Genomic DNA, 20,180 nt, shown 5'->3' on the forward strand with positions numbered 1-20,180 from the left:
TTTATCTCCCACTTATTGCAAGTTTGAGTTTTGCAAACTCTTTTTTGAGATTCTCGCCCAAAGCTTTATACATGATAGAACTCTCTGCTAGTTTTGCGAGCTCCTCTTGGATATCGACTCTATTATCATCATATCCACGAATACGACCCTCTTCTATCTCTTTGAAGCTCTTTTGTGGCTCTGATGGATCGATATGGCGTGGATCATCTCTTTTAAGAGCCATGTGGGATGTAAGCTCTTGTTCAAATACGAGATCTTTTGGTTTAAAACCTGGAGTATCTGCATTTGCAATATTACTTTGGATCACTTTGGAGCGCTCAAGGTAGAAACTCGCCATTGATGAAAGATTATCGATTTTATCCCACATTATTCATCCTCTATCTGCTTTTGCAGTTTTGCATCTTCTATAGCTATTTTAGCTAAATTATACCAAGAATTTGAGCAACCATTAACATTTTTCATTAATTCCTGTGCTAAGTCTACTTTTCCAAGTCTCACGTATGAAAGCGCAAGAACACTTGAGAGGAAACAGTCACTATGCATCTGATTTGAAAGTGGCTGCAAAATCTCTATTATTGTTCCATAAAGCTCTTTTTCAATCAGTTTTTGTACAAGATCATGCAAAAACTTCTGTACAACAGGATCTTTGTAATTTTTTATAAAGTCCTCTTTATAATTTACAAAGAGATTCTTATCGATTCTATCTTGCTTAAGCTGCAAAACTGCCTCAAAAATAACGGCATAAAAATCTTTGGCACATCCACTCACAGCTTTTTGCAAAACATCCCTACAATCAAGACTAAGTATGTAGCAGATTTGTGCTTTTGACTTATAATATTTACAATCATGCTTTTGTATATTATCCAATATTTCATAAGATTTTTTATACTCTTTTGCTTCATAGTAAAAATTTGCCAGTTCATAATAAAGATCATCATCTCTATACTTTTGTGTAAGTTTTTGCAGCAAATCTATCGCCTCTTTTTTACTCTTACACTTTTTGAGATTTTGAACAATTTGCAAGAGAGTTGCTTTTGGAAATACATTGATAAAAAAATCTCTATTTGCAGTATAAAGCTGGCAGATATGCTTATCTTTTACAATATATGGCTCCCATAATCTTCTAAAATACTCAATCTGCTCAAATTTTAGGGAGTTTGGGTTGACAAGTGAAAGCTCCCATGCAAGGCGCGTGTAGAGTTTGTCACTACCTATCTCAAATGTCTCGAGTCCAAAATTGGCCAGTGCAAAAATTCCTATATAGTTTGTACGATTTTTCACTAACGTCTCTACAATAAAGCGTAAAGGATCTTGTAAAAATGGATCATCAAGGTATTTTTTGATGTAGTGAGCTAGCTTCTTATCTTGCTTTATGAGGTAGAGAAGTTTAAGCTTGGCAACAGTTGCGAGCTTGCTCTTTGGAAAGGTTTTAATGAGACGGATATAGTAATTTGCACTGCTATGGTAATCTTTTTGTAAAAATTTTATATCTCCAAGTCTAAGAAGCGATTTTTGTATCACCTCTTTGTTGCGTACATAAGTGAGAATGCGGCGAAAGAGTAGCTCACTAAAGCGATAATCGCCATATCTGTATGCACTCTCTGCAACGAGATAGTAGTATTGTGGATTTTCTATGAGATAACTCTCGAACTCTTTGTATGTCTTTTTGAAAAATTGGAGTGCCTTTTTATAATCCTTTTTAGCAAAGTAGTACATTCCTTGTAAGAAGCTAAACTCTTTTTGCTGCTTCGCTGAGAGCTGTTCGATATTTAAAATTACGTAATATTTGGTTGCAAGATCCATCTTGCCTAACCACACTGCACTACGCAAAAGACCCATGAGGATATTGAGTTTTTCACTTTTATCGATACTCTTTTCCAAGGCCATCTTATAGCTTGTGTAGGCTCTTTCAAAAAAACCTAGATTTTCATAAATGAGACCCTTGAGGTAGTAATATTTTGCATCCTTTTTCCCACCTTTTGCCACATAGAGATTGAGATAGTTGACAGCACTCCATAAATACTTCTTATCGCCTATTCGCTTGCCAATATAGAGATAAGTATAGGCAAGCATGAAAAGAGAAGGAAGAAAATACTTCGATTTTGGATATTTGATGATATAGTTGAATTCGTCAAGAGCTTGATAGTATGAACCGACACGAAAATCGTGAAGAGCATTTTTGTAGATTTTGTCTAAGACTTTTGGAGTAACAGTTTGAGCAGTAGCAAAAACTACTGCAAAGAGCAACAACAGATGCTTAAACTTTGACATCAACTCCGCTTCTGCTACTTTGTGTAGATCGAGATTCACTGCTGGTAAAAACTACTCTTTTTTCTCTATCTTTGAGAGCTATGCGATATTTATCAAATCCGCTCTGAGTCATAACCTCATCTATAAACTCTTGCATATGCGCGTCGATATGCATATGCGCACCAGATACAAACTGCATTTGCAATGAATTTTGTTGCATTTGCACATTGATGAGAGTATTTTCAATTTGGAGTTTAATCACTTGACGCTGGAATTGTGGCATGTGATGATTTTGCTCAGGAGCTTCATGCGTGGTTGCTGTAGACTCAGCCATATTATGGGAATTTTCCATAAAATCTGACTGTACATCTGGCTGAGCATTGATCTGTACTGACTGCTCTTTTGTTTGTAAAGTGTTATGTTTATGATCTTGCGCTACAAGATTCTCTTGGTTTGAAACTTTAAGAGGTTTGTCGTTTTCATTTTGTAAAACTTGAGATTTTTCACTTATAAGGATGTTTTTATTGATATTCACAGACTTTTTAATTAAAGATTTTTTCTCTTTTTGGAGATTGGCATTTTGACTGTGCTTTTTCGGATTCTGTACATTATTGAGAACTATTTGTGTAAAATTTTGCTGCAGATTTGTAGGATATCTATCTATACGAGAATTGACATGCTCATGCTGCGGTGCAGCGCTCTTTTGATGAAGCGCCACTTTTTGGTCTATATTTTTAGAAGTTTTTGAGCCATTACTAGCAATTGGACTCCTCTTTTGCTTCTTTGGTTGAAGAGCATCATGAGATACTTTTTGTTGGTTTTGTGTTTCAAAAACTTGAGATTTTTGCATACTATTTTGTAGCACACCGTTTACATTATGAAAATATGCATTTTTATTTTGTAAAGTTTGTGAGACGTTCTTATTCTTTGTAGTCTGGGTAGCAGTATTCTGTTTCAATATATTTTCTAGAGGCACCTCTCCTTGCGTTTGAATTGAAGCAGTAGCTTGGTTCTCTTGGTGATGAACTATCTTTTGCGTTTGTGTATTTTTGCTAACTCCTCTTACCTTATGATCAATTTTATGTATCGGATGTGAATTTGTTTTGTTTATGTTGTGTATTGCATGTTTTGAGAGATTGGTTTGAGCTCTTTTTACGAAATTTTTGTTTATTTTTGCTTTACTGATCTCTTTTTCTTGTATAACGTGGTCTACATTTTTGGTATTGACTTGTAATAGATCTACATCTTCTAATCTTTTTGCTTGAATATTTTTCGATTGCGTATTGTTACTATTTAGCATATTTGCATGATGATGTTGCAATAGATTTTGCACTTTATCTTTTATTTTATTTTCTTGACGCACAGTTTGTAATTTTTGAACAAAAGAAGCTTGTGCACTACTATCTACTATGCTTTCTGACTCAACTGTATCTTCAGAATTATTCTGCGTTTGTAATTGAGTTAAGAAGTTATGTGTAACAGTACCATGAACATTATCTGTATTACTTTTGTGATTTTTCATCTGCACCAAATATGCAGTAAGAGTTTTTTTGTCTTGAAAGAAGAAATTTTGTTTTTGCTCATTATTGTCATTGACAAGATTTTCTAGAAGTTTTTCAAATGCATCTCCACTACTCTTTTTACCAAATAGTAGAGTTTGCTTGAGAGAAGGTGTTGTGCTCTTTTGCAAAAGGAGACTAAGTATATCTTTCACTCTCTAATTCCTGCCAATGACTTTTTGAGTTTATTGATAGCCTGCGTTTTTATCTGTGAAACCCGTGACTGCGAGATTCCTAGAGCTTGGGCTATCTCTTTTGGCTCTTTCTCTTCAAAGAAAAACATCTGCAATGTTTTCTTCTCTTTTTCGCTCAGATCCTCCATAGCTTCAACTAAAAAATCCATCATTTGTGAGCTAATAGCCTGATCTTCAGGTCCAATATCATCACTTATCATAATATCTATCAGCTTAGAAGAACCTTCATCACTGCTCAAAGCCTTATCCATACTAATCATAATCGCTAAATTTGAAAGAGGAACATCTTTGCCTTCCTCTTTCTCTTTTTTGATTTTTTCGCGCATGGAACGAGGCATGATATGCAGACTTCGCAGATAATCCAAAATCTCTCCGCGGATTTTTATGTAGGCATATGTAGAAAACTGCGCTTTTGATTCATCAAATTTATCTATTGCTTTAATAAGCCCGATAATACCGGTATTGACAAGTTCATCAAACTCTATACCCGCATCACGAGGCAGCTTGAAATAGATCTTGGAAGCTACCTTCTTGACTAGTGCAGTGTTATCTAAAATTATCTGCTGTTTCTCTTCTACACTTACCCGCATCAACTTTTTCCCATTAAAGTAAAGAGTTTCTTCCAAAAATTCTCTTCTAAAGGTTCTTGGAGTGAGAGCTCTTGTTGACATATCTTTCGCAAATTTTGTGTATAGCTATCTTTTGGATACTCCATAGTGATAAGTTTTTGCGCTCTGACTGATTGGCGTAAATTGTTCGTAAATGGAAGGGTTCCCAATAACTCTATCTCAATGCCCAAAAACTTTTTGCATGAGACTTTGAGCTTGTTGTAAGTATTCTCTCCCTCTTGCTCACTCCTGCACATATTGACAATGACTTTGAATTTATCATAACCAAAAATATTATAAATCGATTTCATGAGTGCATATGCATCCATCATAGCTGTTGGCTCAGGTGTGGTGATAATATATGATTTATTGGAAGCTCGCAAAAACGCACTCACTTTCTCATCAATACCTGCACCAGTATCTATAATGACGAAATCGTACCTATTAGAGATCTCATTGAGCTGATTGATGATTGACTGGATGGAGATATCATCGAGATCAAAGAGGTCATCTATTCCAGAAAAGCCCATGAGTATATCAAATCCGTATACTTTTGTGATAACATCATCTATCTTTTCACCACTAAAGAGATCTTTGATACCCTTTTTGGCTTTACGATTGAGAAAAAGATGTACATTTGCCATTCCGATATCTGCATCGATAAGGAGTATCTTTTTTTTGAACTCATTTGCCATGAGATAGGAAAAATTGACTGCAAAGTTAGTCTTGCCAACACCCCCTTTGCCACTGGCAATCGCGATAAATTTGCTGTTGCCTGTACTCTTTTGCGCTACAAGATCTCTCAAACCACTTGCTTGATCCATCATAAGCTCTCACCTAATATATAGTTTGCCATACGTTCTGGGGTCAATATACGAATATCTTCTGGCACCTTTTGACCGGTACTAATAAATGAAACGGGAATATCTGTCTTTATAGGGAGATTGAGCAAAATCCCTGGCTTGTATGTCTCATCGATTTTTGTAAAGAAAATATCGCTTATTGGGAAAAATGTTCGATAGCGATTGACTATCTCAATCGCTTCAGAGTTTTTGTAGTTACAGCTAATTACCAATGAAATATCCATAAAATCACTTCCGCTACCCAAAATCTCCTTCATCTCCCCAAGTCTCCAGTAATCATAGTGGCTTCGCCCAACTGTATCGATAAGCACTACATCAATTCCGCTGAGGTTTTGCAGAGTTTTTTTGAGATTTTTTGAATCTGTAATCGCAAAGAATGGAATATTGAGAATATTAGAAAAAGATCTTGCCTGCTGAATTGCTCCTACCTTGAAGGTATCGATGCTAATGACTGCAATTTTGAGCTTTTGATTAAGCACAAGTTCACTTGCGATTTTGAAGAGGTTTGTTGTTTTTCCAACCCCAGTGGGCCCTACAAAAGAGATCACCTTAAAAGCACCCTTTTGAATTTTCAAAGGCCCTTTGAATTTGATCTTTTTCTCTATAGCATTGACAAGAGCCTCTTTGAAAAAGGATGTATTGAGATCAAATTTATTCGCATCAATATCGAGTCCACACGACTCTTTGACAAGCATTTTTGCCACTTTTGGATCTACATCTTTTTTTAGCAGCAATCGTATGAGATCGAGTGCGTCACCGGTAAACTCCTTGAACTCTTGTGCAAAATCGAGCTTGCTATTTTGCGCTGCATGTGCAGGTAGATCTAAAAGAGCAGAATCCCCTTTGACAATAGCATTTTTGAGTGGCTCAATCTTCTTGTCTATCATCTTTTCGATTTTTTCCAAAAACTTATCTATCTCTTCATTTTTTTCTTCTTTTGCCAAAACGTCAAAAAAACCCTCTTCTTGGGTAGGAACTTGGATGAAAAGTGCATATCTTTTCTTGCCAAGAAATGGGATAAAGCCCCGCTCATTCATTACTTCATAGCTAATGATTTTGACATCCTTGCCATACTCTCTCTTCGCTTGCGTAATAAGCTCGTCGAGATTGTTACCTTCGTACTTAACTATTTCCATCTAACTCTACCTTAGCTATCACATTGAGCTTCGTTTTTGGCTCTATCTCGTTATAAGAAAGCACTACAACATTTGGCAAATATGGCTCTAAAAGTTTTCGTATAAACCTGCGTACATTTGATGAAGTCAAAAGCACAGGCTGGCGCTGCTCAATAACAAACTTTTCGATATTTGCATTTATCTGCATGATAAAGTTTTGCAGTTTCGCTGGATCAATTGGCGGCAGATTACCATTGTACTCTTTGATCTTTTCATAAAGATACTCTTCGCTTTTCGCACCAAGTGTAAGAGCATAGAGCACTCCATCCTTTGCATAGATCGAAGTAATGAGCCTTGCAAGACCTTCGCGCACAAATTCAGTCAAGATATCATTATCTGTGGTCTTGGTAATGTTATCTGCCAAAGTCTCAATGATAGTGAGAAGATCTTTGATAGGAATATGCTCTTTGAGAAGATTTTGCAATACCCGATGCAAGGTAGAGTATGGTACTTGCTCTGGTACAAGATCTTTGACGATTGGATACTTTTTCGCAAGCGCATCTACAAGCTCTTTTGTCTCACTTCTGCCCAGAATCTCATATGCATGGGATTTGAGCACCTCTGAGAGGTGTGTGATGATAACTGTTGGCACATCCACCACTGTGAAGCCTAGCATTTTGGCTTTATCTTTTTGCGATTCATCTATCCAGTAGGCTTTGAGTCCAAAGGTTGGCTCAGTAGTCTCAATACCTTCAATTTTGCCTCTGGTGTTTCCTGTATCGATTGCAAGAAGTTTCCCTGGACTTACAACTCCCCTAGCAACTTCGATTCCACGTATGAGTATGCGATACTCACCACTTTCAAGTTCGAGATTGTCTTTGATATGAATGAGTGGGATGATGATTCCCAGCTCTTTACTGAGCTGCTTTCTAAGTGACTTGATTCTCTTAACTATCTCTCCACCCTGGCTATCGTCTACCAATGGAATGAGACCATAGCCAATCTCAAAAGATATAGTCTCTGGCTGGACGACAAAATCCTCCTCTTCCTCTTCAGCGCTTTGATTAATAATCTCTTTTGCTTTCTCTTCTGCTTCAAGTATCTCTCTTTTTTGCAGATCAAGCTGCATCATATAGCCGGTGATCGCAAGCATAGAAGCGAGAATCATAAACGGAACAAAAGGCATACCAGGTACTATCGCCATAATGGCCAATGCCCCTGCAGTCATATACAAAGCTTTAGGATAGGATGTAAGTTGCGAAAAGATCTCTTTGCCAAGATTTTCAGTAGATACCGCACGCGTTACCATTAAACCGGCAGCAGTAGAGGTGATGAGGGACGGTATCTGGCTCACAAGCCCATCACCTACAGTAAGGAGTGTAAAGTTTGCGGTAGCAGTTGCGATATCCATACCGTGCTGGAACATCCCTATCGCAATACCGCCTATGATATTGATAAGGGTAATAATAATCCCAGCCACAGCATCACCACGGATAAATTTACTCGCACCATCCATAGCCCCGTAAAAGTCAGCCTCTTTTGCTATCTCTTCGCGCCTTCTTTTGGCCTCCTCTTCATCGATAAGTCCAGCATTGAGATCAGCATCGATTGCCATCTGTTTCCCTGGCATCGCATCGAGCGTAAATCTGGCCCCCACTTCACTGATGCGCTCTGTACCTTTGGTAATGACTATAAAGTTGATAGTAACCAAAACAATAAAGACTATGATACCTACCACATAGTTACCACCAACTACAAACTGCCCAAAACTCTCAATAAGTTTTCCTGCTGCATCTGGCCCCTCATGTCCGTGCAAGAGAATACGCCTCGTAGTAGCAACATTGAGTGAGAGACGAAAGAGTGTTGCAATGAGCAAAAGTGATGGAAATGCTGAAATTTTAAGAGGATTGTTGATATAGACCGTTGCCATGAGCATGACAAGAGAAAGTGTAATACTGGTAGTGAGTAAAATATCAAGTAAAAATGGTGGTACGGGAAGTACCATAGAGCCAAGGATGGCTAAAATGAGAACAATGATTATAGCATCACTATGCTCATTGATTTTAGAAAATATAGATTCCACTTTTGCCGTCATTTACTCTTCTCTTCATAGATGTTGAGAGCATTTTGAATATACTCTTTGATGCCTAGCTGATCACTATCACTGATAGCTTTAGCTATTTGCATATCAAACATATCCCAATACATCTTTGCTGAAAAATCGTGACCAAAGAGTGTGGAATCTTTTTCCAAACCCTTTCGCACCTCTTTTAATAATATATGCAAAAACTCCTCTTCAAAAGCCTTTGCCGCGTCAGCTTTCGATTTGATTTGCGAAAGAGCGTTGAGATCCCAATATGTATCTATCTTCATTTCCTACCTCTACATTATCACGATCTTAGCATGGAGTTTGCCAGATTTTTTTATTGCTTCGATTATTGCTATTAAGTCTCTGGGGGAGATTCCTAAATCATTAAGTGCTTTTACCAAATCCCGTAAAGTCGGAGATTTGATTGAAAAAATTCTACCATTTTCTTCTTTAATTGAAGTTGTAACATTCTGAGTCACCTTCGTCTTACCCCCACTGAGTGGTGCAGGTTGTGAGACTTTTGGCTCTTTTTTGACTGTGACATAGATATTGCCATGTGAGATATACACAGGTGTATCAAGCTTTATATCACCACTCATGATCACCGTGCCAGTACGCTCGTATATCACAATAGTTGGCTCATTGACGCTTTCGATTGGCAAAGAGAGAATCTGTGAGACAAATTTCACTCTATCAGCCAGTGTAGCTGGAAAATCTACTCGCACAGTAGCTGCATCTATGGCATAAGCAAGCTCTTGTCCAAAAGTTTTATTGATTGACTCTACAATATTTTTAGCGAGTGTAAAAGATGGGTTTTTGAGTGTAAGAGTGATATATTTTTGTGAAGCAAAGCTATATGGGAGATTGCGCTCGATTATCGCACCATTTGGTATGATTGCTGTTGTTGTGAAGTTCTTGCGTATCTTCCCACCACGATTTGATTCACTGTATCCTCCACCAGTTGAGAGAGGCCCTTGGGCAAAAGCATAGAGCTTGTGGTCTGGACCAAAAAGAGGTGTGCGTATAAGCACGCCATTGCCGATATCTTTGGCATCACCTATGCTAGATACCGTTACATCTACAACCATCCCGCTCTTTGCAAACGGAGGCAGTTTTGCAGTGACCATCACAGCTGCAGCATTTTTGGTCTTTACATCTTTAGGATTGATATAAATTCCCATCTTTTTGAGCATATTCGCAATGCTTAAAAGTGTAAACTTTGTGGTAGTGCCATCACCTGTTCCTTGCAAGCCCACCACTATGCCATAGCCAGTGATATAGTTCTCCCTCACTCCCACAACATTTGCTACTTCACCAATTGTAGTCTGTACCGCTTGGAGCCAGCTCAAAAAAAGTGTCAAAAATAGTAGTATTCTCACAATCATCCTCTCTAAAATGGCCATATTTTCATCAATATTTGTGCCAGCCAGCCAGGTCGCTGGGTGGTATTCATAAACCCTTTTCCGTTATACTCTACATACATATCTGCAACTTTTGATGAATCGATCGTATTGTCAGCATTGACATATTGTGGGTTGACAATCCCTGAAATCTTTATATATTGCGTGTCGTTATTGATCGTTACATACTTTTTCCCAACGATATAGAGATTGCCATTTGGATAGACTTTGACCACTCGTGCAGTAATTTTTGCTAAGAGTTTGGCGCTACGATTGGTACCTCCCTGTCCCTTGAAGGTGTTAGTAGAAGATTGCTTGAGGCCAAAGAGAGTCTCTTTCTTTGGCAGTTTTTTATCCATAACAGTAGGTGCTGGAAAAGAGAGATCCATGGAGTTGCTTCTTGTGCTTTTTGTATTGGTAGTTCCTGCACCTTTGATATTTTCATTAACAACAATTGTAATAATATCCCCTACATTATAGGCTTTTGCATCGCTAAAGAGATTATCATAGCCATTATAGAGCGATCCTGGTGCTTTATATTTTGGTTTTTGTATCTGTTCTTGTGCAATAGTCGGTGGCTTTGGTGCTTTATACTCCTTTTGTACACATCCACTAAAGAGCATCAATAGACAAATTGCACTACACCAGGTTTTAAAACCTTGCATTGTATAACCTTATTGGATGAGAGATTTTTGACTTTCACTATTTCACCAATAGCACCATCTTGAAGCGCCAAACCAAGAAGCTCTATTTGGATAGGCCCACGCTCATATATAATCTTGACATTTTTATGCCTTTTGACTGGATAGTCTGGTTTGATCATAGAAGATTTGATGATGCGGCCAGCTTTTATGTTGGTTGCAGCAAGAGATCCCACTACACTTTTTGGCAGTGTGATAGCAGAATTTGTCAGACGCACTCTTTTAGCCTCTACATCTTGCGCAGTTATAGGAGAGCCTCGAGGGATATCGTGCAAAGCCACATATGCCTTGCCATAGCGCTCTATCGTTACGCTCGCTCTTTTTGTAAGCAATTTCTTATTATCGGTGTAAATATCTATATTTAAATAGATATGGCTAAAAGATTGGCTTGAAGGAGTTATTTTTATGCGCCAGTTTTGCACAGGCTTATCAAGAGTGACATGAATACGCTTTATTGTAACATCTTTATAGTGCTGCTTCACATACTCTTCTACCATTCTTACCAATTGCTCTTTTGTAAGGGGTGAGGCAGCAATGATGCTCACAGCATCCCCAACTATATGAACTTTAGCGGGATTGATGAGAGACTCAGCCAAAGTAGACACTACTTCACTTTTACTTATTTTTCCGTCCGCAGTTGCTGTATGGCCTATAGGTAAGTTTGCTAAATACTCTTTTACTCTAATATCATCACTCTCAATGGTAGCGATATCAAAAAGGTGAATATCTTTTTTTACAACTATACTCTCTTTTAATACCACCTTCGTATCACCCATAAGCGATAGAGCTATTAGCATCAATATCCAAATCTTACGACTTGAGATTTGCCACAGTACGGAGCATCTCATCTGCAGTTGTTATTCCTTTTGAATTCATCTCATACGCTCTTTGCGCAACTATCAAATTCACCATCTCTTCTACAATATTGACATTTGAACTTTCCAAAAATCCTTGCGCAAGCTTTCCAAATCCATCAGTATTCGGATCACCCTCAACAGCTTCACCGCTTCCATCAGTCTCTATGAAGAGATTTTGTCCCAAAGCTTTGAGTCCCGAAGGGTTAATAAAGCGATAGAGTTTGATATCTCCAAGCTCTTCAACGGTCTGCTCACCTCCCTCATTGCGTACAGCTGTTACTTTACCATTAGGGCTTATCGAGAGGCTGACAAGGGTTTCAGGAGAGTTGATTTGAATATTTGGAATGAGCTTATACCCTTCTGGTGTGACAAGATACCCTTCAGGGTCAATTTGGAAATTTCCCGCTCTTGTATAGGCTTCACCGCCATCTGGCAGTTCAATTTTGAAAAAGCCCCTCCCCTCTATCGCAACATCGAGATCTCTTTGTGTCGTCTTGATGCTTCCTTGCGAGAAAACCTTGCTTACATCACTTACTCGCACACCCAAGCCTATTTGAATACCTGAAGGGACTCTATTACCATCAGCGCTCACGACACCTGGGTCTTTAACATTTTGATAGATGAGATCTTCAAAATTTGCTCTACTCTCTTTGAAGCCTACGGTATTTACATTTGCAATATTATGTGATACAACATCAAGATTTGTCTGCTGTGCACTCATTCCAGATGCCGAAGTCCAAAGTGCTCTAATCATTTCCTCTCCTTACGCCTTGCCTATTTCATTGGTTTTTTGTGTGAGCTGGTCAAGATTTTTAATAATATTACTGTATATCTCAAATCTTCGCTGTGCTTCTATGAGTGAGGTTATCTCCAGCATTGGATTGACATTGCTTTGCTCAAGATATCCTTGCTCTATTTTGGCATTTGCACTTGTAAGTGCAGTTTTGGCTCTGTAATAAGTATCTCCAACAGGCTCTACATCGCTTGTATCTACAAGACGTAGCTGAGCTACCTCTTCACCATCTTGATATATCTTGCCATCTTTTGCAATTTGGAGATCCTTTTGGGGATCGAGTATGATTGGTTTATTTTGCGTGCTCAACACTGCATTGCCATTGCGATCGATAAGCTCTCCATTTGGAGTCAAAAAGAGGTGCCCACTTCGTGTCAAGAGCTGCGCATTATTGTTTGCAACGACCAAAAATCCTTTACCATCAAGAGCAACATCAAGAGCTCTTTTAGTCTCTTTTAAGGCTCCTTGTTCAAGATCAACGAGTGAGCGCTCAAAGCGTGGAAATACAAAGAGGTGGTTGGCATCACCACTGTTTTCGGTAAGTCTTTGACTCATCTCTTTGATGAGCACTTTCTTAAAACCTTCAGTATTGACATTTGCCAAGTTGTTCGTGGTCTCATCGAGCTTCTCCATAGCCCTAGAGCCTCCAGTTGCTAGTACATACATTGCTTGAAGTTGTAATGCCATTATCTACCTCACATATCCAAAATTTTTAATCTATCTTCAGGGGTGATGATATGCGTAATACGTATACCAAAATTGTTCTTGACAGTATAAAGTTCCCCTTTTGCAATGACTCTGCCGTTGACTTTGAGATCTATTGGCTCATTGATATAGCGATCAAGTTCTATGATGCTGTTTGGATTAAGCTTGAGGATATCCTCTATAGGCATCGTAGTCGATCCAATCTCTACAGTGATTTCAAGTGGAATATCTAAAAGCATTGAGAGCTTGGAGTTTTCGCTCTTTTCGTAGTTGCCAAACTGGTCACTTCCATTATCTGTGCTGTAGCTCTCTTGCGCAAACTGCTGTGCCATGAGCTCATCTGGATTTGTACTCTCTTCATTAGAGACACTTGCCTCCTCGCTCTTCTCTTCATCCTCATTGGCGAGATCACCAAACTGCTGTGCCATCAACTCGTCAGGACTGAGATCTTTTTGCTCTTCACTCATCTTCATCTTCCTTTACCACTTCTTGCTTGAGAAGTGCAGCATATTTGTCACGAACTTTTCCAAGCCTACAGATAAACTTCTCTTTATCTCCTACTATGAGTTTCACAGGATCCTCTTTGCTCACATCGAGCATTAACTCTGAACCTACTTCCCACTCAATGATCTCTTTCATAAAGTAGGTTTTTTTTGCTAGCTCAAGTGCAACAGTCACATCTGTCTCATTCACAAGCTGTGCGAGTTTTTCTTTCCAGACTTCATCAACCTCCCCTGAAAACTCACTATAGATCACATCTTTAATTGGCAAAAACATCCCTTGCGGGAAACAAAAGTATATAGGTGCCTCAAATCCATCGATATCGATGATCGCCTCACTGATAACAACCTTCTCATTCCCGCTTGTAATCTTGGCTAATGCAGGATTGAGCTCTGTGCTCTTCTTCTCGATCTGGATCTGATAGACATTGCTGAAAGTATCTTCGAAAGTCTGCAGTGCCAAATCGATAAAATCTTTTATCACATAGGTCTCAAGCTTTGTAAATTCTCGTCCCTCAACTTTAAAAGGTTTTGCAGGGCCTCCAAACATGACACTAATGATTGTAAAGACCAAGCGGGAATCGACAACGAGCAAAGCTGTATCTTTGAGAGGCTTCATGGTAAAGAGGGTGTAGCTTGATGGCATAGGGATTTTGAACATAAAAGTATTAAAACGGGTGATATAGATGCTCTCTTTGGAGACCATATTGATTTTTGGCATAATTTTGCGGATCTCATCTCTAAACACTTTCACCCAGCGTTCAAAGATCAAATCCAGACCAGGAAGGCCTCCCTTTTTGATCGATTCTAGTTGACTAAAATCGAAAGGCTGGAGATCTGAAGTAGTCTCTTGCTCTTGTGGTGCAGTATCGTCACCAAGGAGAGCGTCGATCTCTTCTTGAGATAAGAACTCTTGTTCAGACATATCCAACCTCTATATTAACATTTGTTCTTATTATAATGTAAAAGCTGCAGATATGCAATGTTTTTTTAAAATTTTTAAAAAATTTTTGCTTATTGTTACTCTTAAAGATACTCCTCTCCGCTGCCGAAATCGATAACTCCCTTGTTGATAAGATTTTTGATCTCTTCTATGACCTTTTTCTGCGCCTTTTCTACATCGCTCTTTTTCACAGGTCCAAGTACTTCCATATCCTCTAAGAACATCTCAGCTGCACGCTTGGACATATTGGAGAGGAATTTATCCAAGATCTCTTGCGGAGCACCTTTGAGAGCAAGCATAAGGTCGTTTTTGTCAACATTTTTGAGGATCTCAATGATCGCGCGATTATCAAGTTTGACAATATCTTCAAATTTAAACATACGCTCTTCTATATTGTCAGCCAAAATCTCATCCTCTTTGCGTACCTCTTCAAGAAGTTCTACTTGCACCTCTTTTGGAAGAGCATTGACTATTTCAGCTGCCACATCAATACCACTAAGGCTCTCCTCGTTACCAGCACCGATGGTAAGAAGCTCCTCTTCAAGTGTTGATGCTACAACTTTGAGCGTTTGTGAAGAGATCTTCTCAATCGATGCAATACGCTTGATAACCTCTTCTCTTACATTTGTCACACCGACTCGTTTTGGGATATACTGCAAAATCTCGGCAGCTTTTGATGGCTTGAGTTGTGAAAGAATGAGGGCAATAACCTGCGGATGTTCATCTTTGATAATATTGGCTACCATTTTCGCATCGAGCTTCTCAAGCTCTTTGAAGATCTCTTTACCCTCTTGCTCATCAAAAGTTTGTTCTAAAAGCTTTTGAAGCATTTCTTCAGGTAAGGCTTTTTTGAGTATGGATCGTAAATGATCTGGAGCAATTTTGAGAGGTGAAATATCTTTGAGATGAGCATACGCATCTTCAAGTACACCTTTGACTATATCTTTGTTGGGCGGTTCAAGTGAGAGGATAGTTTTGATAAGTCTTTCTATCTCATGCTCTTTTAAACTCTTAAAAATCTCTACTGTTACATCTTCAGGCAAAGATGAAACCAAAATCGCTGCTTTTTTTATTCCTGGAATATTTGCTGTTTCATTTTGCGCCATAAATAATTCCCTCAATTTTTAAATTAATCTATTTTATTATTTTGATACGCAAAAATCAACTACAATTTCCGATAATGCTTAAAACCACAAAAGGGTTATCCATGGAGAAGCACGATTTTGAGAACAAAAACCTTGAAATTGCCGCAACACATCTAAGAACAAGCAAAGAGGAGTTAAACCAGTGTGCAAACACTATTTTTGCAACACTCCAAAAACTCGAAAATATTGCGGATGAAAAGACGAAAAATGAGATTCTAGATGCTGTTGCTGCTTTACAGATGCAAGATATTATTACGCAGCGTCTTGATAAAGTTGCCTCTTTTTTGGCAATGATCGATAAAGAGGTAGCACTGCAAAGCGATAGCCAGTTTCTCGATCAGTTTGCCTGGGAAAATGAAGTAGACCAAGATGATGTAGACGCACTTTTTAATGAGTACAAAGGATAATGCATGCATATTAATATCACTGAAGATATGCAAGAGATTCTCGAAGAGTTTATACAGGAGGCTGAAGAGATTTTAGAAAATCTCGACCAAGAGCTCATCGAACTAGAGAACGACCCTACAAACAAAGATCTCCTCAACCAGATCTTTCGAGGAATTCATACACTCAAAGGTGGAGCTGGATTTTTAGGACTCGAGAGTATTATAAACCTTGCCCACGTGATTGAGAGTATCTTTGATAAACTGCGCAATGATCAGATGCAACTCGATTCTAATAAGATGGATATCATCTTGGAGGGGATCGATATACTTAAAAACTCTCTACGTTCACTCCAAGAGACGCATGAGATACCAGACCCTGAAGATATCAGTGATATAATGCAAAAGCTTCACGATCTTTTAGAAGACAAACTTCCCGAAACACAAGAGCAACCAAAAAGAGATGAACAATCAGCAATTGAGCAACAAAATGATGCTTCTGCGCAAGGCAATCATGAAGAAATGCAAAACGAAAGCCCCAAGGAAGAGGATAGCGATTTTGAGATCATATTCAAAGATGATGTAGATCCTGCTGTAGCTGAACTTATCAAAAAGTATCCAAATAAAAATATGAGCCAAATTCTCGATGAGCTTATCCTCCTTCCACCTGAAGAGCGGGATATGGATCTCATTCTCAAGCTCGATGAACTTATCTCCCAAGGTAAAGATATAGATGATTTGGTACTAGAAAAGAGGCCAAAACCGAAAAAAGAAGCTCAAAAAGAAGAGCCTAAGCCTGCTCCCAAGCCGCAAAAAGCTCCTGAACCTGTAGCTGTGCAAAAAGCGGCTCCAAAACCAGCACAGCAACCTGTAAAGAAAAAAGAGGAGACTGAGACGATTCGCATCGATATCGATCGTATCTCCACACTCATGAATCTCGTAGGAGAGCTTGTTCTTGATCGTAACCGTATCGTCAAACTCACTTCACGGTTTCGTACAAACTGCGGTGATCTCGAAGCCATCGAAGAGCTTAATGAAGCGATAGCGGGTATGAGCAGGAGTGTATCTGATCTGCAAGAAGTGGTCATGAAGCTACGCATGCAGCCAGTGAAGCGTATTTTTAGCAAATTCCCGCGCATTGTAAGAGATTTGGCAAAAAAGGTTGGCAAAAAGATCAATCTCGAGCTCGAAGGTGAAGATACAGAGATCGATAGAAGTATACTCAATCAGCTAGAAGACCCACTCATTCACCTTGTGCGCAACTCCATAGATCATGGAATTGAGCCACCCCAGGATCGTGTAGCCAAAGGTAAACCCGAATATGGCACTATAATCCTCTCAGCTTTGCAAGAGGGTGATAGAATTATTGTGAGTATAGAAGATGATGGTCGCGGAATAGACCCAGAGAAGGTCAAACAAAAAGCAATAGAAAAAGGACTCATCAAACCTGAGCAAGCTGAGCAGATGAGTGACAAAGAGGTATTTGAGCTTATCTTTTTGCCTGGATTTAGCACTGCAAGCGAGGTGAGTGATCTGAGTGGTCGTGGTGTTGGTATGGATGTAGTTGCAAATACTATCCATGCCCTCCGCGGCGATATAGAGATCGATAGTAAACTTGGCAAAGGGACAAAAATCACGATGAAATTGCCACTTACTGTAGCAATTATCCGCACACTTATGGTAGGAGTCAATGATCGAATCTTCGCAATACCGCTTTTTAGCGTTGTAGAGATTATAAAATATCGCCCCCAAGATATCAAAGATGTAGGAACATACAAATCCTTGATGCTTAGAGACGATGTCTATCTCTTCTTCCATCTCAATGAACTCTTCGATATCGAGAGCGAAAACGAAAACAAGTTTGTCATCATAATCAATATTGGCGAGAAACATATCGCTATAGCAGTTGATAATCTCTACGGTGAAGAGGAGATTGTCATCAAACCTCTTGGAGATATGCTCAAAGAGGTAAAAGGAATAGCAGGTGCTACTATTACAGGAGATGGGAAAGTGGTACTCATTTTGGATATTAAATCACTCATAGATACAAAGCGTAACGATCTTATAGGAGTCGTTTCATGAAAGATATTGAAGTTTTGGGACTCAGCGAACTTCCTGAAGAGAGTATCAAGGAAGAGAATCGCGTCATTGCATTTTTGCTCAACAATGAGCTTATTGGTATAGATATTAAAAACATCATCAAAATCACTAAAAAGCTAGAAATCACCCCTGTACCAAAAACATCAGAGCATATCTTGGGTGTAATGAATCTGCGGGGAAACATTGTGCCTGTTGTCAATGTCAAGAAAATGCTCAATCTCCCTCATGCAGATGATATCAATGAACAAGATCTCATTCTCATAATTGATTCAGAGATGGGACATGTGGGTCTCGTTATTGATAAAGTTGTAGGTGCAATTACAATTCAAGAAGAGGATATTCAGCCTGCACCTATTAACTCTATCGGTATCGATTCGCAATATATTATTGGTGTAATAGTGACTCATGAAGAGATAGGAAACAAAAATCTCCTTATCCTTCTTGATATTGATAAGCTCTTCTATAATGATGAAGAGAAAGAGGAATAGAGGTTTGCTATGAGAAAAAAAGAGTACTTGCCAAAGATTTTAGAAACTGGAGCAAACGAGCTTGAGGTTATTGACTTTCGTATGTATGAAGAGCTCGAAGATGGCACGATTTACGAGTGGGTGCTTGGTGTAAATGTTGCGAAAGTCAAAGAGGTAATACAAAGACCCAGTAATATTTTTCGCTCACCTGGTATGCCACCAGAAGTTGAAGGACTCGCAAAAATCCGTGAAGAGGTTATCCCTATCGTGAACCTTGCTAAATGGATGAAAATAAAGGTACCGCAGCAAAAAAGCGATAAGTATGTCATAGTGATGGAATTTTTGCGTGAAGTCATAGGAGTTCTTGTTCATGAAGCAAAGAGGATTCGCCGTATAAAATGGGCCGATATCAAAAAACCTCCTGCAAGTATCGATGAAAAGCTTGGCGGCAAAGTAGTAGGAGTTATTGAGATAGAAGATGGACAACTCCTACTGCTTCTTGATTTTGAAGGAATTCTAGATGAGCTTGGAATGATCAAAGTCTTCAACGTAGAAGATAAAGAGGAGTATGCGAAGAGTGAAAAATCTTACAATATCTTAATTTTAGATGATAGTCCAGTTGCACGCAAGATCATACGTAAGATCTTGGAAAAAGATGGACATAAAGTCTATGAGGTAGAGAGTGGAATCGAAGGATTGGAATATCTTGAGAGCTTGGCGCAGCAAGCAGAGCAAGAGGGAGTAGATATAACAGATAAATTGCAGCTAATTATTAGCGATATAGAGATGCCTGGTATGGATGGTCTCACATTTACCAAAAAGGTCAAAGAGCATCCTGTATTTTCTAAAATCCCAATTGTTATCAACACATCACTCTCAGATAAAGCAACAGTAGATAAGACACGCTTTGTCAATGCAGATGCACACCTTGTAAAATTTGACACAAAAGATCTCTTACATATTGTAAGAGAGTATGCGATAAAGAAATAGGAGGAAGATTCAATGGCATTACCCGAGAGAAATATAAAAATTTTGATAGTCGATGATGCACCCATGATCAGACGCATTCTCAAAAACCTCCTCAAAGAGATGGGATTTACAAATCTAGAAGAGGCTGAAGATGGTATGGTTGCACTGCAAAAACTCAGAAGTCAAAAGTTTGACTTTGTCATAACTGACTGGAATATGCCAAACCTCACAGGTATTGAACTTGTTCAAGAGATTCGCAAAGACCCAAATCTCAAACATATACCGATAATGATGGTGACAGCAGAAGCAAAAAAAGAGAATATCATTCTCGCTCTCAAAAGTGGAGTCAATAACTATATTGTCAAACCATTTACGCCAGAAAATGTCAAAAACAAAATAGAAGCAATTTTTAGCGCTAAATCAAAAAAATAGGAGTCAACAATGAGTAAAAAAGAGAACAGTATCCCTTGCGAAGATGCACTCAAAGCTTGCCAAAAAGAAAAGGATGCCCTCATAAAAAAAGATAAAGAGCGCTGGAT

21 protein-coding genes are annotated in these 20,180 nt (G+C 38.7%); 5 read left to right on the plus strand and 16 right to left on the minus strand.

All coding sequences use genetic code 11. The features are described 5' to 3' along the window. Nucleotide 1: 1 nt before the first annotated feature. The 16 genes from flgB to fliG form a co-directional block, all read right to left on the minus strand. Nucleotides 2–367 (minus strand): flagellar basal body rod protein FlgB, encoded by a 366-nt coding sequence (flgB, locus tag JG734_RS06515; RefSeq protein ID WP_201332485.1) that lies wholly within the window; start codon nt 365–367, stop codon nt 2–4. Further along, the gene (locus tag JG734_RS06520; protein ID WP_201332486.1) at nt 367–2,271 is read right to left on the minus strand and encodes a tetratricopeptide repeat protein; all 1,905 of its coding nucleotides are present in this window, start codon (nt 2,269–2,271) and stop codon (nt 367–369) included. Before JG734_RS06520 ends, flgB begins: the two co-directional genes overlap by 1 nt. Next, nucleotides 2,258–3,964: a hypothetical protein gene (locus JG734_RS06525; protein ID WP_201332487.1), complete on the minus strand. Its 1,707-nt coding sequence runs from the start codon at nt 3,962–3,964 to the stop codon at nt 2,258–2,260. The genes JG734_RS06520 and JG734_RS06525 overlap by 14 nt, the downstream gene beginning before the upstream one ends. Next, a complete protein-coding gene (locus JG734_RS06530; protein ID WP_236586820.1) occupies nt 3,961–4,629 on the minus strand; it encodes a sigma-70 family RNA polymerase sigma factor in 669 nt (222 codons plus the stop codon). The genes JG734_RS06525 and JG734_RS06530 overlap by 4 nt, the downstream gene beginning before the upstream one ends. Continuing rightward, complete coding sequence (locus tag JG734_RS06535; protein ID WP_201332488.1) at nt 4,593–5,438, minus strand: MinD/ParA family protein; 846 nt, start codon at nt 5,436–5,438, stop codon at nt 4,593–4,595. The genes JG734_RS06530 and JG734_RS06535 overlap by 37 nt, the downstream gene beginning before the upstream one ends. After that, nucleotides 5,435–6,610: a flagellar biosynthesis protein FlhF gene (locus JG734_RS06540; protein ID WP_201332489.1), complete on the minus strand. Its 1,176-nt coding sequence runs from the start codon at nt 6,608–6,610 to the stop codon at nt 5,435–5,437. Before JG734_RS06540 ends, JG734_RS06535 begins: the two co-directional genes overlap by 4 nt. Then, entirely contained in the window at nt 6,597–8,684 is a 2,088-nt protein-coding gene (gene flhA / locus JG734_RS06545; RefSeq protein WP_201332490.1) for a flagellar biosynthesis protein FlhA, read from the minus strand. Before flhA ends, JG734_RS06540 begins: the two co-directional genes overlap by 14 nt. Beyond that, nucleotides 8,681–8,962: a rod-binding protein gene (locus JG734_RS06550; protein ID WP_201332491.1), complete on the minus strand. Its 282-nt coding sequence runs from the start codon at nt 8,960–8,962 to the stop codon at nt 8,681–8,683. Before JG734_RS06550 ends, flhA begins: the two co-directional genes overlap by 4 nt. Nucleotides 8,963–8,971: 9 nt before the next feature. Continuing rightward, nucleotides 8,972–10,063 (minus strand): flagellar basal body P-ring protein FlgI, encoded by a 1,092-nt coding sequence (locus JG734_RS06555; RefSeq protein ID WP_201333938.1) that lies wholly within the window; start codon nt 10,061–10,063, stop codon nt 8,972–8,974. 5 nt (nt 10,064–10,068) lie between these two features. After that, nucleotides 10,069–10,743, minus strand: a complete 675-nt coding sequence (locus tag JG734_RS06560) for a flagellar basal body L-ring protein FlgH (protein ID WP_236586821.1) — start codon at nt 10,741–10,743, stop codon at nt 10,069–10,071. Beyond that, a complete protein-coding gene (gene flgA, locus JG734_RS06565; protein ID WP_201332492.1) occupies nt 10,701–11,576 on the minus strand; it encodes a flagellar basal body P-ring formation chaperone FlgA in 876 nt (291 codons plus the stop codon). The genes JG734_RS06560 and flgA overlap by 43 nt, the downstream gene beginning before the upstream one ends. A gap of 13 nt (nt 11,577–11,589) precedes the next feature. After that, nucleotides 11,590–12,390: a flagellar basal-body rod protein FlgG gene (gene flgG / locus JG734_RS06570; protein WP_201332493.1), complete on the minus strand. Its 801-nt coding sequence runs from the start codon at nt 12,388–12,390 to the stop codon at nt 11,590–11,592. A gap of 9 nt (nt 12,391–12,399) precedes the next feature. Continuing rightward, the gene (locus JG734_RS06575) at nt 12,400–13,116 is read right to left on the minus strand and encodes a flagellar hook-basal body protein (RefSeq protein ID WP_201332494.1); all 717 of its coding nucleotides are present in this window, start codon (nt 13,114–13,116) and stop codon (nt 12,400–12,402) included. A gap of 8 nt (nt 13,117–13,124) precedes the next feature. Then, nucleotides 13,125–13,601, minus strand: a complete 477-nt coding sequence (gene fliN, locus JG734_RS06580) for a flagellar motor switch protein FliN (RefSeq protein WP_236586822.1) — start codon at nt 13,599–13,601, stop codon at nt 13,125–13,127. Continuing rightward, nucleotides 13,594–14,559: a flagellar motor switch protein FliM gene (locus JG734_RS06585; RefSeq protein WP_201332495.1), complete on the minus strand. Its 966-nt coding sequence runs from the start codon at nt 14,557–14,559 to the stop codon at nt 13,594–13,596. The genes fliN and JG734_RS06585 overlap by 8 nt, the downstream gene beginning before the upstream one ends. 101 nt (nt 14,560–14,660) lie before the next feature. Then, nucleotides 14,661–15,683: a flagellar motor switch protein FliG gene (gene fliG / locus JG734_RS06590; protein ID WP_201332496.1), complete on the minus strand. Its 1,023-nt coding sequence runs from the start codon at nt 15,681–15,683 to the stop codon at nt 14,661–14,663. A 101-nt stretch (nt 15,684–15,784) separates the two neighbouring features. On the opposite strand from fliG, the gene JG734_RS06595 reads away from it, so the two are divergent. From JG734_RS06595 to JG734_RS06615, 5 genes are read left to right on the plus strand one after another with little or no spacing between them, the layout of a single operon-like run. Then, complete coding sequence (locus JG734_RS06595) at nt 15,785–16,129, plus strand: hypothetical protein (protein WP_201332497.1); 345 nt, start codon at nt 15,785–15,787, stop codon at nt 16,127–16,129. Nucleotides 16,130–16,132: 3 nt separating this feature from the next. After that, on the plus strand, nt 16,133–18,187 hold the full coding sequence (locus JG734_RS06600) for a chemotaxis protein CheA (RefSeq protein ID WP_201332498.1): 2,055 nt from the start codon (nt 16,133–16,135) through the stop codon (nt 18,185–18,187). After that, a complete protein-coding gene (locus JG734_RS06605) occupies nt 18,184–18,693 on the plus strand; it encodes a chemotaxis protein CheW (RefSeq protein ID WP_201332499.1) in 510 nt (169 codons plus the stop codon). Before JG734_RS06600 ends, JG734_RS06605 begins: the two co-directional genes overlap by 4 nt. A gap of 9 nt (nt 18,694–18,702) precedes the next feature. After that, the gene (locus JG734_RS06610) at nt 18,703–19,662 is read left to right on the plus strand and encodes a chemotaxis protein (RefSeq protein ID WP_201332500.1); all 960 of its coding nucleotides are present in this window, start codon (nt 18,703–18,705) and stop codon (nt 19,660–19,662) included. A 12-nt stretch (nt 19,663–19,674) separates the two neighbouring features. Continuing rightward, a complete protein-coding gene (locus tag JG734_RS06615) occupies nt 19,675–20,073 on the plus strand; it encodes a chemotaxis response regulator CheY (protein ID WP_201332501.1) in 399 nt (132 codons plus the stop codon). Nucleotides 20,074–20,180 lie beyond the last annotated feature (107 nt).

It is taken from the genome of Nitratiruptor sp. YY09-18 (genome assembly GCF_016593235.1).
In the GTDB taxonomy this organism is placed as follows: Bacteria; Campylobacterota; Campylobacteria; order Campylobacterales; family Nitratiruptoraceae; genus Nitratiruptor.

Excerpts from the sequence above, each read along its gene's own strand:
- fliG (WP_201332496.1), bottom strand. The coding sequence starts at position 15,683 with ATGGCGCAAAATGAAACAGCAAATATTCCAGGAATAAAAAAAGCAGCG.
- flgB (WP_201332485.1), bottom strand. The coding sequence starts at position 367 with ATGTGGGATAAAATCGATAATCTTTCATCAATGGCGAGTTTCTACCTT.
- JG734_RS06595 (WP_201332497.1), top strand. The coding sequence starts at position 15,785 with ATGGAGAAGCACGATTTTGAGAACAAAAACCTTGAAATTGCCGCAACA.
- JG734_RS06615 (WP_201332501.1), top strand. The coding sequence starts at position 19,675 with ATGGCATTACCCGAGAGAAATATAAAAATTTTGATAGTCGATGATGCA.
- flhA (WP_201332490.1), bottom strand. The coding sequence starts at position 8,684 with ATGACGGCAAAAGTGGAATCTATATTTTCTAAAATCAATGAGCATAGT.
- JG734_RS06605 (WP_201332499.1), top strand. The coding sequence starts at position 18,184 with ATGAAAGATATTGAAGTTTTGGGACTCAGCGAACTTCCTGAAGAGAGT.
- JG734_RS06560 (WP_236586821.1), bottom strand. The coding sequence starts at position 10,743 with ATGCAAGGTTTTAAAACCTGGTGTAGTGCAATTTGTCTATTGATGCTC.
- flgG (WP_201332493.1), bottom strand. The coding sequence starts at position 12,390 with ATGATTAGAGCACTTTGGACTTCGGCATCTGGAATGAGTGCACAGCAG.
- JG734_RS06540 (WP_201332489.1), bottom strand. The coding sequence starts at position 6,610 with ATGGAAATAGTTAAGTACGAAGGTAACAATCTCGACGAGCTTATTACG.
- JG734_RS06610 (WP_201332500.1), top strand. The coding sequence starts at position 18,703 with ATGAGAAAAAAAGAGTACTTGCCAAAGATTTTAGAAACTGGAGCAAAC.
- JG734_RS06550 (WP_201332491.1), bottom strand. The coding sequence starts at position 8,962 with ATGAAGATAGATACATATTGGGATCTCAACGCTCTTTCGCAAATCAAA.
- flgA (WP_201332492.1), bottom strand. The coding sequence starts at position 11,576 with ATGCTAATAGCTCTATCGCTTATGGGTGATACGAAGGTGGTATTAAAA.
- JG734_RS06585 (WP_201332495.1), bottom strand. The coding sequence starts at position 14,559 with ATGTCTGAACAAGAGTTCTTATCTCAAGAAGAGATCGACGCTCTCCTT.
- JG734_RS06575 (WP_201332494.1), bottom strand. The coding sequence starts at position 13,116 with ATGGCATTACAACTTCAAGCAATGTATGTACTAGCAACTGGAGGCTCT.
- JG734_RS06555 (WP_201333938.1), bottom strand. The coding sequence starts at position 10,063 with ATGATTGTGAGAATACTACTATTTTTGACACTTTTTTTGAGCTGGCTC.
- fliN (WP_236586822.1), bottom strand. The coding sequence starts at position 13,601 with ATGAGTGAAGAGCAAAAAGATCTCAGTCCTGACGAGTTGATGGCACAG.
- JG734_RS06535 (WP_201332488.1), bottom strand. The coding sequence starts at position 5,438 with ATGATGGATCAAGCAAGTGGTTTGAGAGATCTTGTAGCGCAAAAGAGT.
- JG734_RS06520 (WP_201332486.1), bottom strand. The coding sequence starts at position 2,271 with ATGTCAAAGTTTAAGCATCTGTTGTTGCTCTTTGCAGTAGTTTTTGCT.
- JG734_RS06600 (WP_201332498.1), top strand. The coding sequence starts at position 16,133 with ATGCATATTAATATCACTGAAGATATGCAAGAGATTCTCGAAGAGTTT.